Annotated in this window: 13 protein-coding genes and 1 tRNA gene; 13 read left to right on the forward strand and 1 reads right to left on the reverse strand. The window is 60.8% G+C overall.

Translation table 11 applies throughout. The features are described from left to right. Positions 1-913 precede the first annotated feature (913 nt). The 4 genes from ltrA to ACYVNQ_RS29645 all read left to right on the forward strand — a co-directional run bounded on the left by ltrA (position 914) and on the right by ACYVNQ_RS29645 (position 6202). On the forward strand, positions 914-2614 hold the full coding sequence (gene ltrA, locus ACYVNQ_RS29630; RefSeq protein ID WP_460907614.1) for a group II intron reverse transcriptase/maturase: 1701 nt from the start codon (positions 914-916) through the stop codon (positions 2612-2614). Between the two features lie 116 nt (positions 2615-2730). Further along, positions 2731-3369, forward strand: a complete 639-nt coding sequence (locus tag ACYVNQ_RS29635; protein WP_460907616.1) for a phosphatidylserine decarboxylase — start codon at positions 2731-2733, stop codon at positions 3367-3369. A gap of 18 nt (positions 3370-3387) precedes the next feature. Continuing rightward, on the forward strand, positions 3388-4269 hold the full coding sequence (gene pssA / locus ACYVNQ_RS29640; RefSeq protein WP_460907618.1) for a CDP-diacylglycerol--serine O-phosphatidyltransferase: 882 nt from the start codon (positions 3388-3390) through the stop codon (positions 4267-4269). A 391-nt stretch (positions 4270-4660) separates the two neighbouring features. After that, complete coding sequence (locus ACYVNQ_RS29645) at positions 4661-6202, forward strand: 2-isopropylmalate synthase (RefSeq protein ID WP_460907620.1); 1542 nt, start codon at positions 4661-4663, stop codon at positions 6200-6202. Positions 6203-6293: 91 nt separating this feature from the next. On the opposite strand, the gene ACYVNQ_RS29650 is transcribed toward ACYVNQ_RS29645, so the two are convergent. Then, on the reverse strand, positions 6294-6839 hold the full coding sequence (locus tag ACYVNQ_RS29650; protein ID WP_460907623.1) for a hypothetical protein: 546 nt from the start codon (positions 6837-6839) through the stop codon (positions 6294-6296). Between the two features lie 237 nt (positions 6840-7076). Here ACYVNQ_RS29650 and rpsO point away from each other — a divergent pair, with 237 nt between their 5' ends. The 9 genes from rpsO to ACYVNQ_RS29695 all read left to right on the forward strand — a co-directional run bounded on the left by rpsO (position 7077) and on the right by ACYVNQ_RS29695 (position 14611). Further along, on the forward strand, positions 7077-7346 hold the full coding sequence (rpsO, locus tag ACYVNQ_RS29655; RefSeq protein ID WP_460907625.1) for a 30S ribosomal protein S15: 270 nt from the start codon (positions 7077-7079) through the stop codon (positions 7344-7346). A 573-nt stretch (positions 7347-7919) separates the two neighbouring features. Further along, entirely contained in the window at positions 7920-10064 is a 2145-nt protein-coding gene (pnp, locus tag ACYVNQ_RS29660) for a polyribonucleotide nucleotidyltransferase (protein ID WP_460907627.1), read from the forward strand. 129 nt (positions 10065-10193) lie between these two features. Next, positions 10194-11210, forward strand: a complete 1017-nt coding sequence (locus ACYVNQ_RS29665) for an NAD(P)H-quinone oxidoreductase (RefSeq protein WP_460907629.1) — start codon at positions 10194-10196, stop codon at positions 11208-11210. Positions 11211-11457: 247 nt separating this feature from the next. After that, on the forward strand, positions 11458-12246 hold the full coding sequence (gene tpiA / locus ACYVNQ_RS29670; RefSeq protein WP_460907631.1) for a triose-phosphate isomerase: 789 nt from the start codon (positions 11458-11460) through the stop codon (positions 12244-12246). Positions 12247-12303: 57 nt separating this feature from the next. Then, positions 12304-12711 (forward strand): preprotein translocase subunit SecG, encoded by a 408-nt coding sequence (gene secG, locus ACYVNQ_RS29675; protein ID WP_460907633.1) that lies wholly within the window; start codon positions 12304-12306, stop codon positions 12709-12711. A gap of 113 nt (positions 12712-12824) precedes the next feature. Beyond that, positions 12825-12909: transfer RNA gene (locus tag ACYVNQ_RS29680), tRNA-Leu, on the forward strand. A gap of 179 nt (positions 12910-13088) precedes the next feature. After that, positions 13089-13448, forward strand: a complete 360-nt coding sequence (locus ACYVNQ_RS29685) for an NADH-quinone oxidoreductase subunit A (RefSeq protein ID WP_460907635.1) — start codon at positions 13089-13091, stop codon at positions 13446-13448. Between the two features lie 61 nt (positions 13449-13509). Continuing rightward, positions 13510-13989 carry a NuoB/complex I 20 kDa subunit family protein gene (locus ACYVNQ_RS29690; protein ID WP_006052903.1) on the forward strand — a complete coding sequence of 160 codons (480 nt, stop codon included), beginning with the start codon at positions 13510-13512 and terminating at the stop codon, positions 13987-13989. 19 nt (positions 13990-14008) lie between these two features. Further along, positions 14009-14611 (forward strand): NADH-quinone oxidoreductase subunit C, encoded by a 603-nt coding sequence (locus ACYVNQ_RS29695; RefSeq protein WP_460907638.1) that lies wholly within the window; start codon positions 14009-14011, stop codon positions 14609-14611. Positions 14612-14615 lie beyond the last annotated feature (4 nt).

Here is a 14615-nt window from a genome sequence, read left to right on the forward strand (position 1 = left end):
TCCTTCGGGGCACGCCTGTGTAGTGAACGTAGGAATCGACGCCGTCTGTCGGTTTCCACATTGCATTGACCTGATTACCGTCAGGTCCCGCCCAGTCAGCGGCTTCATCTCCGCCGACAGGGCGGGGTGATGTTTGCAATTCCCGGGTCTCAGGCCAGGGTGTCGCTAGAAAAGATACGAGCGAAAGCTCGGCGCGTCATTGTTCGGGCTCACCTGCAGTACGGGTGAGTGTAGAGAACCTGCTGTACGACCAGCAGTAGCCTAGGAAGACATGCGTCACTGGTAACGGTGGGGTGTGAAGCTCTTCTGACAAGGTAGCCCCCGGATGTTTCGGGCAGATCTTGGCCGCGAGGTCGACATCTGGAGACTCCTAGCAGCAAGGGGGTCAAGGAGCTGGCTGGCTGATAGGGTTAACGGAAGTGAACTGCTGATAAACCTCGTAAGTAGGACGGTGCCAAAGCTGCTGACAGGCATCAACCAAACGGTGTGCGGTCGGATAGCCCGCTGTAAATTCGGGTTACGTCGTCGTGAGATCGCTGGGGAATAGGCAGAACCTACGTCAGTCTTGTGACATGCCGGGAACGTGGTAAGCCCGTATGGTCGCCAGCGCGGTATGGCTGGCAGGCGAACCGCAAGGAACGCTATTGGCTGTGCGGGTATGGGATGACGGAAAAAGCGAATGCCGTGCTGTAACGGCGCGGATAGGAGTTGGAATATCACTCCACGCGAAAGCGGGCAGACTTCCGTCTGGTCTACCGTCGCAAGACGGCTGACTAACCTCTAGCGGAAATGGTGATTGCTGGTGGCCTCTTGGTCATCAGTGTTTGTATTCATCCCTAGTGGGAGCAAAACGCTCCCGCAAGGGACGTGTTGCTCTCCACGCGGGATTCATTTCTTCGAGTCGGAGAGCAGCATGAGAGAACTTGTCCAGAAAGACGGGTCTGCGCTCTCCCACGGGCCGGACAACTGGTACGCGGTGGATTGGCGTCGAGTTGAGCGGAACGTGAGAGGGATGCAGATACGAATTGCGAAGGCGACGCGGGAAAGTGACTGGCGCAGGGTGAAAGCCCTGCAACGCATGCTGACCCGCACGTTGTCCGCAAAGTTGTACGCGGTGCGACGTGTTACGCAGAACCAGGGTGCGCGAACGGCTGGAGTCGATCGCGAACTATGGGATTCGCCTGAAAGCCGATGGCTTGCTGTCGGCGGATTGAAGCGGCGCGGATACAGGCCTCTGCCATTACGGAGAGTCTTTATCCCCAAGGCCAACGGGAAGGAGCGCCCTCTGGGCATTCCGACCATGCGGGACAGGGCGATGCAGGCCCTGTATCTGCTGGCACTGGAGCCTGTGGCGGAATCGGCGAGCGACCCGAACTCGTATGGGTTCAGGATTAACCGCTCGACGGCCGACGCCATGTCCCAGATCTTCGTTGCCATGTCCCAGAAGGGCTCTGCCCGATGGGTAATGGAGGCGGATATCAAGGGGTGCTTCGATCACATCAGCCACGACTGGCTGGAGAACCATGTCCTGATGGACAGGGAGATCCTGCGCAAGTGGTTGAAGGCTGGCCTGATTTACAAGGGGCAGCTACAGGCGACTGAGGCCGGTACGCCACAGGGAGGAATTATCTCCCCGACGCTGGCAAACGTGACGCTGAACGGGCTGGAGCGGGAACTGATTGCGCACCTTGGTGCGAAATTCGGGGTCGCAAAGGCGAAGAAGCTGAAGGTGAATGTGGTGCGGTACGCGGATGATTTCGTGATTACCGGTGACTCGAAAGAGATACTGGAAAGCGAGGTTAGGCCTTGGGTGGAGGCGTTCCTTGCTGTTCGGGGACTGCAACTGTCGGAGGAGAAAACGCGCATCACCCACATCGACGACGGCTTTGATTTCCTTGGGTGGAATTTCCGCAAGTACTCGGGAAAGCTGCTCATCAAACCGAGCCGGAAGAACGTGCAGACGTTCTACCGCAAGGTGGCGGACACGATCAGTGGTCATAAGGCGGTGAAGCAAGAGGATCTGATCCGCTTGCTGAACCCGATGCTACGGGGTTGGGCGCAATACCACCGCCCCGTGGTTGCCAAGCAGGCGTACAGCCGCATGGAGTCTCTGGTATTTCGGAAACTCTGGCGGTGGTCGAAACGGCGGCATCCGAACAAGAACGGCGATTGGGTGAAGCAGAAATACTTTCACTCGAACGGCGGTCGGCATTGGGTATTTGCCGTGTCCTCGGTTCGTGACGACGGCAGCACTGGACTACTTGAGCTGTATCAGCTACGCGATACAGAGATCAAGCGGCACAAGAAGATCAAGGGCGACTTCAATCCTTTTGATCCGATGTGGGAGCAGTATGGCGAGCAACTGCGGCAGGAGCGTTTGGAAGCCTCAATGCGCTACCGAAAGCAGTGGGTATCGTTGTTCATGTCACAAAGCGGGCTTTGCGCGCATTGTGGCTGCGCTTTGACGCGGGAGACAGGCTGGCATGACCATCATCTCGAATACCGGATGCATGGCGGGTCAGATGCTCTCTCGAATCGAGTGTTGCTTCATCCAGACTGCCATCGGCAAGTGCACGCAGGTAAAATCGCGCTGACTAAGCCGGCCCGGTCGTAGACCGGGCTTTGTTTGTAGATTTGAGCCGTATGCGGGGAAACTCGCACGTACGGTTCTTAGGGGGCCCTTCTTCCGCGAGGAAGGGGGGCTACCCTCCAAGAATACTGAAGCCATCCATGAATTACCCTCATCCGATCATCGCACGCGAAGGCTGGCCGTTCATTGCGATCGCTGCCGTCGTGGCGATATTGGTTCATGCAATCCTCGGGTTCGGCATTGCATGGCTATTCTGGCTGCTGCTGATCTTCGTCGTGCAGTTCTTCCGCGACCCGGCGCGACCGATTCCCACCCAGCCCAATGCGGTGCTGTGTCCAGCCGATGGCCGCATCGTCGCGGTCGAAACCGCGCACGATCCGTACGCGAACCGCGAAGCGCTGAAGATCAGCGTGTTCATGAACGTGTTCAACGTGCACTCGCAGCGCTCGCCGGTCGATGGCGCGATCTCGAAGGTGCAGTACTTTCCGGGGCTCTATCTGAATGCTGCAGTCGATAAGGCGTCGACCGAGAACGAGCGCAATGCGCTGGTGATCGAAACCGCCGGTGGCGCGACGGTGACGTCGGTGCAGATCGCCGGCCTGATCGCGCGGCGCATTCTTTGCTACGTACGGGCAGGAGAACCGCTGACGCGCGGCCAGCGTTATGGCTTTATCCGCTTCGGTTCGCGCGTCGACGTCTATCTGCCGATGGGCAGCCGTCCGCGGGTGTCGATCGGCGAGAAAGTGTCCGCTTCGTCGACCATTCTGGCCGAACTGTAAAGCGGCACAGGAGACCCTATGGCCGCACTCAAACCGCGTCGTCCCCGTCCGAGCGCCACGCCGCAGCCGCAACCGCGTCCGCCGCGTCCGTTTCGCCGCAACAAGCCGGTCACCGATGCGGTGCCGGGCGTGATCGACAGCCGGCGCGCGGCGCGTCAGCAGTTTCTGCGCAAGCGCGGCATTTATCTGCTGCCGAACGCGTTCACCACCGCGGCGCTGTTTTGCGGGTTCTTCGCCGTCGTGCAGGCGATGAACGTGCGCTTCGAAGTCGCCGCGATCGCCATCTTTGTCGCGATGGTGCTCGACGGCATGGATGGGCGCGTCGCACGTATCACGCATACGCAAAGCGCATTCGGCGAGCAGTTCGACAGCCTGTCGGACATGGTGTCGTTCGGCGTCGCGCCGGCGCTCGTGATGTACGAATGGGTGCTGAAAGACCTCGGCCGCTGGGGCTGGCTCGCCGCCTTTGTCTATTGTTCGGGCGCGGCGCTGCGGCTCGCGCGTTTCAATACGAACATCGGTGTGGTCGACAAGCGCTTCTTCCAGGGTATGCCCAGCCCGGCGGCGGCCGCGCTGATCGCCGGCTTCGTGTGGCTCGCCACCGATAACCGCGTGCCGCTAAAACTCGTGTGGCTGCCGTGGGTGGCGTTCGCGCTGACCATCTATGCCGGCGTCACGATGGTGTCGAACGCGCCGTTCTATAGCGGCAAGGCGCTCGACGTGCGGCATCGCGTGCCGTTCGCGGCGACGCTGCTGGTCGTCGTGCTGTTCGTGCTGGTGTCGTCCGATCCGCCGCTGATGCTGTTCGGCCTGTTCGTGCTGTATGGGCTGTCGGGCTATGTGTTCTGGGCGTATCGCGCGTTGCGCGGCCGCGCCAACCCGGCGCGCTCGGTGCCATAAGCAGTGTCATGTGTGCGTGTCACAGTGAGCGGCAGCCTTCGGGCTGCCGTTTTCGCATGCGGCTTGCGCGTGAACACAGGCTGCTGCGCGCGGGTGGGCGCGCAAGCCGCGCGCAGGCGCCCGGCGGCGGCCGGTTTGCCGTTGCCGCGAATTGCAGGAAATCCGGAATGCCGCTATAGTCGCTGGCATGGCACTTTTCAAGTTCCCCTTCCTGACTCTTCAAGCCGGCGCGCTACTAGGCTCGCTAGCTCTAGCGCGCGTGTCGCGCTAACCGTTTTCGCCCTCCGTCTGCCTCGTACGTCGTTAGCGTCGCCAGCCGGTGGCGCAAACACCCGTATTCCTGTTTTCTTTCGATCCAGAACCAAATCCAGATCGTCCCCGGAGACCTGACATGGCAGACAACAAGCTGATTATTTTCGACACGACGTTGCGTGACGGTGAGCAATCGCCCGGTGCGTCGATGACGAAGGAAGAAAAAATCCGTATCGCGAAGCAGCTCGAGCGGCTCAAGGTCGACGTGATCGAAGCCGGCTTTGCCGCCAGTTCGAACGGCGACTTCGACGCGATCCACACGATCGCATCGACCATCAAGGACAGCACGGTCTGTTCGCTGGCCCGCGCGAACGACAAGGACATCCAGCGCGCCGCCGATGCACTGAAGCCCGCCGATCATTTCCGCATCCACACCTTTATCGCCACTTCCCCGCTGCATATGGAGAAGAAGCTGCGCATGACGCCGGACCAGGTGTTCGAGCAGGCGAAGCTGGCGGTGCGTTTTGCGCGCAAGTTCACCAATGATGTGGAGTTTTCGCCGGAAGACGGCAGCCGCTCGGATCTGGACTTCCTGTGCCGCGTGCTCGAAGCGGTGATCGCCGAAGGTGCCACCACCATCAATATCGCCGATACGGTCGGCTACGGCGTGCCGGAGCTGTACGGCAACCTCGTCAAGACCTTGCGCGAACGCATTCCGAATTCGGACAAGGCGGTGTTCTCCGTGCATTGCCATAACGACCTCGGCATGGCGGTGGCGAACTCGCTGGCCGGCGTGCAGATCGGCGGTGCGCGTCAGGTGGAGTGCACGATCAATGGTCTCGGCGAGCGCGCGGGGAACACGTCGCTCGAAGAAATCGTGATGGCGGTGAAAACCCGCAAAGACTACTTCGGCCTCGATCTCGGCATCGATACGACGCAGATCGTGCCGGCTTCGAAGCTCGTTTCGCAAATTACCGGTTTCGTCGTACAGCCGAACAAGGCGGTGGTCGGCGCGAATGCGTTCGCGCATGCGTCGGGCATCCACCAGGACGGCGTGCTGAAGGCGCGCGATACCTACGAAATCATGCGGGCCGAAGATGTGGGCTGGACCGCGAACAAGATCGTGCTCGGCAAGCTGTCGGGGCGCAATGCGTTCAAGCAGCGTCTGCAGGAGCTGGGCATTACGCTCGACAGCGAGAGCGAGGTGAACGAGGCGTTCACGCGCTTCAAGGAACTGGCAGACCGCAAGGCCGAGATATTCGACGAAGACATCATCGCGATCGTCACCGAAGAATCCGCAGAAGCGCAGCAGAAGGAACACTACAAGTTCGTGTCGCTGTCGCAGCATTCGGAAACCGGCGAGCAGCCGCATGCGCGGATCGTGTTCTCGGTCGAGGGCAAGGAAATCCGTGCGGAAGCGCGCGGTAACGGCCCGGTCGATGCCACGCTGAACGCAATCGAAAGCGAAGTGGGTAGCGGCGCGGAGTTCCTGTTGTATTCGGTGAACGCGATCACCACCGGTACGCAGGCGCAAGGCGAAGTGACGGTGCGGCTGTCGAAAGCGGGACGTATCGTGAATGGTGTCGGTACGGATCCGGACATCGTCGCGGCATCGGCGAAGGCATATATCGCGGCGCTGAACCGGTTGGGCGTCGACAAGCTGAATCCGCAACGTTCGTGAGGCAGTAACGCCAAAAATAAACCCCGTGTGGCTCAAGGCCGCACGGGGTTTATTGCTTTCGATACCGGTTCAACTCAGGTGTGGCTCACGCCTAGAACAAGCTGCGCCGATCCGGATCGTGCAGCGGATCCGGCGTTTTCTGCGTCAGACGCAAAATGCCCTGATCGTCGAAATAGAAGCTGTACAGCATGTACCAGACATTGTCTTCGTAGTACCGGTAGGTCCAGACTTCGCGCTTCATCAGCGGGAAGTACGAGGTTTCCTCCGGGCGCCCGAAGTTGACCAGCACGTCAGTGCGCGTCCATTTGCCGATTTCCGCCTTGTAGAACTCGTTCACCTGCAACACCTGACGCACGTTCAGGATCTTGCCGGAGGCGTCGATATCGGCGGCGGTGGTGTATTCGCCCATCGGCTGGGTCGGCCACATCAACCGCTTGCCGCCGTTCGGCAGGTCGTAGACTTCGCGCGGCGGCCCGAGGCGCGACAGCACGGTGGATTGGTCCGCACCAGGCGCGTAGCCTTGCCACGGCTGCGCGCAGCCAGCCAGTACGACGGCGCCGGTGCACGCGACAAGCGCGCGGCGCAGACGTGCGCGCGGCGCGATGGCCGCAAGCGCGGAGGGGAGGCGATCGAACATGAATGTCTCCGAAAGCGTTTTCACGGTTATTTCTATCGTGGAGAGGCCTTATTTTGACACGTGATGCGCTGAAAGATTTTCAAACCGTGCAGTGATTCGGCGCTTGAAAGCCCGCCCAACCTGTCCGAACGGCCTGAGTTCTCCGGGCTTTCGGGCTGTGCTACAATACGCGCTTCGCTGCACCCCACGGCACGGCCTTTCTTCCGTGACCGCCCGTCAAGATTTAAAGGAAATCACATGACTGTTGCTGAAATCAAGAAGTCGGACGTCGTCGCGCAATTCGCTCGCGGCGCTAACGACACCGGTTCTCCCGAAGTCCAGGTTGCGCTGCTAACGTCGCGCATCAACGAGCTGACCGGTCACTTCAAAGCCCACACGAAAGACCATCACAGCCGCCGCGGTCTGCTGCGCATGGTGAGCCGCCGTCGTAAGCTGCTCGACTACCTGAAGGGCAAGGATGCGGATCGTTATCGCTCGCTGATCGAGAAGCTGGGTCTGCGTAAGTAAGCGGGTCGTCTTTTCAGCAAAGTGCCTGTGTCAGTCCTCTGATGCAGGCATTTTGTTTTTGAACGGTGCGCAACGGTGCGGGTTGTACGAGGGTAACCGCGTACGGTTTCGTGAGTTGGGCATCGGCAGGGCGCCCGTAGTCGTTTTTGGAACCGCTCGTTACGGTGCGCTTAAAACGTCGTGAAATAAAGTTGCGGCGCGGCCGGTTCGCAAGTGGCCGCGCAGGCGATCGAGGCTGCCGCAGCCAGTATGGGATAGCAGGCGGCGGCAGGCGCGCGTAACAAGACGAAAGTCGGGGCGAAGTCGGGACGCAGTCGAGGCTGCTGCCAGTGCCGCAGTCAACCGAACTGCAGTCGCGGTCGCAGTCAGGGCCGCAGTCAATAACAGCCGGGCTTCAGGGAAGGGCGCTGTGTCATTCCAGCGGTTCGCGCGCGAAGGTCGCGCGTGAGGCTCGATCAGGCCGAGCGATTCGCTGGAATGGCATAACACTCCTCTTCCATGCGGCTCCGGTTTGGGTATGTGCCGCGCAGCCGCAGGCCGTGTGGCACAACAAAAGATCAACGGAGGACAAATATGTCTATGTTTAACAAGATCGTCAAAGAATTCAAGTGGGGGCAGCACACGGTTCGCCTCGAGACGGGTGAAATCGCTCGCCAGGCAGGCGGCGCCGTGCTGGTCGACATCGAAGACACCGTCGTGCTCGCCACCGTGGTCGGTGCGAAAACCGCGAAGCCGGGTCAGGACTTCTTCCCGCTGACCGTCGATTACATCGAGAAAACCTACTCCGCAGGCAAGATTCCCGGCGGTTTCTTCCGTCGCGAAGGCCGTCCGTCCGAAGGCGAAACGCTGATCTCGCGCCTGATCGACCGTCCGCTGCGTCCGCTGTTCCCGGAAGGCTTCTACAACGAAGTGCAAGTCGTCATCCACGTGATGTCGATCAACCCGGAAGTGCCGGCCGACATCGCAGCGCTGATCGGCGCGTCGGCGGCGCTCGCCGTATCGGGTCTGCCGTTCAACGGCCCGGTGGGCGCGGCGCGCGTCGCGTACATCAACAACGAGTACGTGCTGAACCCGACCCGTTCGCAAATCAAGGAATCGCGCCTGGATCTGGTGGTGGCCGGTACTGAGCGCGCAGTGCTGATGGTCGAATCGGAAGCAGACCAGCTGCCGGAAGACGTGATGCTCGGCGCAGTCGTGTACGGCCACGAGCAGATGCAAACCGCCATCGACGCGATCCACGAACTGGTGCGCGAAGGCGGCAAGCCGGAATGGCAGTGGCAGCCGGCGCCGAAGAACGAAGCGCTGATCTCGCGCGTCAACGAAATCGCCTACAACGAACTGCTCGCCGCATATCAAACGCGCGACAAGCAGGCGCGCACGGCCAAGCTGAAGGAAGTCTACGCAGCGACGTCGGCGAAGCTCGAAGCAGACGCAGCCGGCACGGGCGCTGCGGCGGCCGACAAGGCTACCGTCGGCAACGTGCTGTTCGATATCGAAGCGAAGATCGTCCGCTCGCAGATCCTGAACGGCGAACCGCGTATCGACGGCCGCGACACCCGCACCGTGCGTCCGATCGAAATCCGCACTGGCGTGCTGCCGCGCACGCACGGCTCCGCGCTGTTCACGCGCGGTGAGACGCAGGCGCTGGTGGTGGCCACGCTCGGCACCAAGGGCGACGAGCAGATCATCGACGCGCTCGAAGGCGAGTACCGCGAACGCTTCATGCTCCACTACAACATGCCGCCGTTCGCGACTGGTGAAACCGGCCGCGTCGGCTCGCCGAAGCGCCGCGAAATCGGTCACGGGCGTCTGGCCAAGCGCGCGCTGGTGGCGTGCCTGCCGAGCGCCGACGAATTCGGCTATTCGATTCGCGTGGTGTCGGAAATCACCGAATCGAACGGTTCGTCGTCGATGGCATCGGTGTGCGGCGGCTGCCTCGCACTGATGGACGCCGGCGTGCCGATGAAGGCGCACGTCGCCGGTATCGCGATGGGCCTGATTCTCGACGGCAACAAGTTCGCGGTGTTGACCGACATCCTCGGCGACGAAGATCACCTCGGCGACATGGACTTCAAGGTGGCCGGCACGGCTGACGGCGTGACCGCGCTGCAGATGGACATCAAGATCCAGGGCATCACGAAGGAAATCATGCAGGTCGCGCTCGCACAGGCGAAGGAAGGCCGTCTGCATATTCTCGGCAAGATGACCTCGGCGGTGTCCGGCGCGAACACGACGCTGTCCGAATTCGCTCCGCGCATGATCACGATCAAGATCAACCCGGAAAAGATCCGCGATGTGATCGGCAAGGGTGGCTCGGTGATCCGCGCGCTGACCGAAGAAACCGGCACCACGATCGACATCTCCGACGACGGCGTCGTGACGATCGCGAGCACCAGCTCCGAAGGCATGGCCGAAGCGAAGAAGCGCATCGAGAACATCACGATGGAAGTCGAAGTGGGTCAGGTGTACGAAGGCACGATCCTCAAGCTGCTCGACTTCGGTGCAATCGTGAATATCCTGCCGGGCAAGGATGGTCTGCTGCATATTTCCGAGATCGCGAACGAGCGTATCAAGGATATCAACGACTATCTGAAGGAAGGCCAGCAGGTGAAGGTCAAGGTCATCCAGACGGACGAGAAGGGTCGCGTGCGTTTGTCGGCCAAGGCGCTGTTGAACGACGGCGCAGCATCGCAGCCTGAATCGACGCCGCAGCAGTAACGCGGCGACGAACCAACGGCCGGCAGCGTGAATGCGCGCCGGCCGTTTTTCATGTAGGGTGGATCGCATTGCGAACCCGCGGTTTCAGCGCGCAGTTTTCAACGCAATCCCCCCTTGGAGACGACAGCGATGAAAGCGATCGAAATCACCGAATTCGGTGCGCCGGAAGTGTTGAAACTTGCCGAGCGGCCGATGCCGGAGCTGAAAGCGGGCGAAGTGCTGATCAAGGTAGCGGCGTCGGGTGTGAACCGGCCCGATGTGTTTCAACGCAAGGGTTCGTATGCGCCGCCGCCGGGCGCGTCGGATCTGCCCGGGCTGGAAGTGGCGGGCGAGATCGTCGGCGGCTCGATCGATGAGAAGCATAATCCGTTTGGTTTGAAGATCGGCGATCGCGTGTGTGCGTTGCTTGCCGGCGGCGGGTATGCGGAATATGCGGCTGCGCCGCTTGCGCAGTGTCTGCCGGTGCCGAAGGGTTTGTCGGATATCGAAGCAGCATCGCTGCCGGAAACCTTCTTCACCGTGTGGAGCAACGTGTTCGACCGCGCGCTGCTCGGCAAGGGCGAGGGTGGGGCGAACGAAACGTTCCTCGTGCAGGGCGGTTCGAGCGGCATCGGCGTGACGGCGATCCAGGTTGCGCATGCGCTCGGGTTTCGCGTGTTCGCCACCGCGGGTTCCGACGATAAATGCCGCGCGTGCGAAGCGCTCGGCGCCGAGCGTGCGATCAACTACAAGACCGAAGATTTCGTCGAAGTCGTGAAGTCGTTGACCAACGATCGCGGTGTCGACGTGATTCTCGATATGGTGGCAGGCAGCTATATCTCGCGCGAGCTAAGCGCACTCGCCGACGGCGGGCGCATCGTGATCATCGCGTTGCTCGGTGGCGCGAAGGCCGAAGTGAACATGAGCGAAGTGCTGCGCCGCCGCCTGACCATCACCGGTTCGACGCTGCGTGCGCGACCGGTCGAGTTCAAGGCGAAGCTCGCCGCGCAGCTGAAAGAGCATGTGTGGCCGCATCTCGAAGACGGCAGCATCAAGCCGGTCGTGCATCAGGTATTCGCGGCCGCCGATGCGGCGCAGGCGCATGCATTGATGGAAAGTAGCGTGCACGTCGGCAAGCTCGTGCTGAATTGGGGCGATAACGCTTAACTGCGCGCCTGACTGCGCAGGTTGGATACACGGTCGATGGCCGCCCCCCGGTGGCCTGCTTGACGGCTGTATCGCGGCATGATCGGTCGAGTTTGACCCGATTGCGCCGCTCAAAGTAAAATCGCGTGTTTTGCGCGTGCTGCGGGTAGGTTTCGGTCGAAGGTTCGAAGAATCTTGGCTAAAAGAGGGGCGAACGACGAAGCGGACTTCGCCCACCACTCACGACATGAGAGCAATAGGCAAGACGATGGCAGAACAGCAAGCAAAGCAACGAGCCAAGCTGGTAGTCGGTAACTGGAAGATGCACGGCCGGCTCGCTGAAAACAGTGTGCTTCTCACGGCGGTGTCGCAGGGCGCCGGCAGCTTGCCGGAAAGCGTGCGGGTCGGTGTATGCGTGCCGTGCGTTTATCTTTCGCAGGCGCAAGTGTTGCTGAACGGCTCGCGGGTCGCGTGGGGCGTGCAGGACGTATCGGCGCATCCGCAAGGCGCGTTCACCGGCGAAGTGGCGGCTGCGATGGCTGCGGAATTCGGTGCGCAACTGGCGATCGTCGGCCATTCGGAGCGTCGTGCTTACCATCAGGAAAGCGCGGGGCTGGTCGGCATCAAGACGCAGCGAGTGCTCGAAGCAGGTTTGACGCCGATCGTCTGTGTCGGTGAAACGCTCGAGCAGCGTGAAGCCGGTGCAACCGAGCAGGTAGTGGGCGAGCAACTGGATGAAGTGCTGACGAAGTTGTCGGTAGAGGATGCGGCGCGTATTGTCGTGGCCTATGAGCCCGTCTGGGCGATCGGCACCGGCAAGAGTGCAAGCTCGGAACAGGCGCAGGCGGTGCATGCTTTCTTGCGTGCGCGTCTGGCAGCCAAGGGCGATGCAGTGGCCGATGTGCCACTGTTGTATGGCGGTAGTGTGAAACCCGACAACGCGGAAGAGTTGTTCCGCCAGCGCGACATCGACGGCGGCCTGATTGGCGGCGCGTCGTTAAAGCAGGGTGATTTCCTCGCGATCTGCGCGGCGGCCGTCGCGGCAGCGCGGGCATAACGGATTGAGCGCAATGTCTGTCACATTGCGCATTAAATAAAGACTCAGGTGAGTGGAATGCTGTATTTGAAAACGTTGATCATCGTCGTCCAGTTGCTGTCGGCGCTTGGGGTAATCGGCCTCGTGCTGTTGCAGCACGGCAAGGGCGCCGACATGGGCGCGGCCTTCGGCAGCGGCGCATCGGGCAGCCTGTTTGGTGCGACCGGTTCGGCCAACTTCCTGTCGCGCACGACCGCGGTGCTTGCCGCGGTGTTTTTCGTCACGACACTCGCGCTGACCTATCTCGGCGCTTACCACGCCAAGCCTTCAGCAGGCGTGCTCGGCGACGTGCCCACTGCACCGGTGGTTGCATCGGGTGCAGCAGCGACGTCGAATGCATCGGCTAGCGTCGCTGCTTCAGGTGCATCTGCTGCCGCTGCAGCAGCGCCGGCGGCATCTGCGCCGGGCCAGAACGTGCCGAAGTAAATTTTTCGGTTTGCCTGCTTTTGTGCGTTGAACAAACTGTTTAAACCAGTTACAATTCAAGTCTTGAAGCGATTCGCGGCTTTTATAAGTTGATTTCCCGGATTGCAGACAGTGCCGACGTGGTGAAATTGGTAGACACGCTATCTTGAGGGGGTAGTGGCGAAAGCTGTGCGAGTTCGAGTCTCGCCGTCGGCACCAATGTTAATCAGGACGTTATTCTAATGCCAGCCGCTTGCTTCGCTTTCGGCTGGCATTTTCACGTTTAGTGTGCTGCTTGCCGTACGCTTACAACAACTAGCACGCCGAAGTGATACGCGTCGGGAGGGGTCTGTTCCCGGCATCTGGTGGCCTGCAGAACCAACCGAAAGAGGATAGTCTTGAACCTCGCAGCCTATTTCCCCGTATTGTTGTTCCTCATCGTGGGCACCGGTTTAGGCGTAGCACTGGTCAGTATCGGCAAGATCCTCGGTCCCAATCGGCCAGACAACGCGAAGAACGCCCCGTACGAGTGCGGTTTCGAAGCCTTCGAAGACGCGCGTATGAAGTTCGACGTACGCTACTACCTGGTCGCCATCCTGTTCATCATTTTCGATCTTGAAACCGCGTTCCTGTTTCCGTGGGGCGTTGCGTTGCGCGATATCGGCTGGCCGGGCTTCATCTCGATGATGATTTTTCTGCTCGAATTCCTGCTGGGCTTCGCCTATATCTGGAAGAAAGGCGGCCTCGACTGGGAATGACGGGTCAATCGCCGGTTTGCAGGGCGGCCTATGCTAGCTGCCCGTCTGGAGTGGAAAGCAAATGAGTATTGAAGGGGTCTTGAAGGAAGGGTTTGTCACGACGACCGCTGACAAACTGATCAACTGGACGCGCACCGGCTCGCTGTGGCCGATGACGTTCGGTCTCGCGTGTTGCGCGGTCGAGATGATGCATGCGGGCGCCGCCCGTTATGACCTCGACCGTTTCGGCGTGGTGTTTCGTCCGAGTCCGCGCCAGTCGGACGTGATGATCGTCGCCGGCACGCTGTGCAACAAGATGGCACCCGCGCTGCGTAAGGTGTACGACCAGATGGCCGAGCCGCGCTGGGTGATTTCGATGGGTTCGTGCGCGAATGGTGGTGGCTACTATCACTATTCGTACTCGGTGGTGCGGGGTTGCGATCGCATCGTGCCGGTGGACGTGTATGTGCCGGGTTGCCCGCCGACGGCTGAAGCGCTGGTGTATGGCGTGATCCAGCTGCAGGCGAAGATCCGCCGCACCAACACCATCGCCCGTCAATAAGATCTAAGCCTCCCACAATATGGCAAGCAAACTCGAGACCCTCAAAGCGAATCTCGAGGCGGCCTTCGGCGGCCGCCTGGCGAGCATCACGGAATCGATCGGCGAACTGACGATCGTCGTGAAGGCGAGCGATTACCTTCAGGTCGTGCAGCAACTGCGCGACGATCCTTCGCTGAAATTCGAACAGCTGATGGATCTGTGCGGCGTCGACTATCAGACGTACGGCGACGGCGCGTATGAAGGCCCGCGCTTTGCGGCGGTGCTGCATCTGCTGTCGATTGCGAACAACTGGCGGCTGCGCGTGCGCGTGTTCGCACCGGACGACGACGTTCCGCTCGTCGCATCGGTGGTCGATGTGTGGAGTTCGGCCAACTGGTACGAGCGCGAAGCATTCGATCTGTACGGCATCGTGTTCGAAGGCCACCCCGACCTGCGCCGCATTCTGACCGACTACGGTTTCATCGGTCACCCGTTCCGCAAGGATTTCCCGGTTTCCGGCTATGTCGAGATGCGCTACGACCCGGAAGAGAAGCGCGTCGTCTACCAGCCGGTGACGATCGAGCCGCGCGAAATCACGCCGCGCGTGATCCGCGAGGATCGCTATGGCGGTCTGAAACACTAAGGGA

The organism is Paraburkholderia jirisanensis, from assembly GCF_054782355.1.

Coding starts and splice junctions, on each gene's coding strand:
- ltrA (WP_460907614.1), top strand. CDS start 914: ATGAGAGAACTTGTCCAGAAAGACGGGTCTGCGCTCTCCCACGGGCCG.
- secG (WP_460907633.1), top strand. CDS start 12,304: ATGCTGTATTTGAAAACGTTGATCATCGTCGTCCAGTTGCTGTCGGCG.
- ACYVNQ_RS29690 (WP_006052903.1), top strand. CDS start 13,510: ATGAGTATTGAAGGGGTCTTGAAGGAAGGGTTTGTCACGACGACCGCT.
- rpsO (WP_460907625.1), top strand. CDS start 7,077: ATGACTGTTGCTGAAATCAAGAAGTCGGACGTCGTCGCGCAATTCGCT.
- tpiA (WP_460907631.1), top strand. CDS start 11,458: ATGGCAGAACAGCAAGCAAAGCAACGAGCCAAGCTGGTAGTCGGTAAC.
- ACYVNQ_RS29645 (WP_460907620.1), top strand. CDS start 4,661: ATGGCAGACAACAAGCTGATTATTTTCGACACGACGTTGCGTGACGGT.
- pssA (WP_460907618.1), top strand. CDS start 3,388: ATGGCCGCACTCAAACCGCGTCGTCCCCGTCCGAGCGCCACGCCGCAG.
- pnp (WP_460907627.1), top strand. CDS start 7,920: ATGTCTATGTTTAACAAGATCGTCAAAGAATTCAAGTGGGGGCAGCAC.
- ACYVNQ_RS29635 (WP_460907616.1), top strand. CDS start 2,731: ATGAATTACCCTCATCCGATCATCGCACGCGAAGGCTGGCCGTTCATT.
- ACYVNQ_RS29650 (WP_460907623.1), bottom strand. CDS start 6,839: ATGTTCGATCGCCTCCCCTCCGCGCTTGCGGCCATCGCGCCGCGCGCA.
- ACYVNQ_RS29695 (WP_460907638.1), top strand. CDS start 14,009: ATGGCAAGCAAACTCGAGACCCTCAAAGCGAATCTCGAGGCGGCCTTC.
- ACYVNQ_RS29665 (WP_460907629.1), top strand. CDS start 10,194: ATGAAAGCGATCGAAATCACCGAATTCGGTGCGCCGGAAGTGTTGAAA.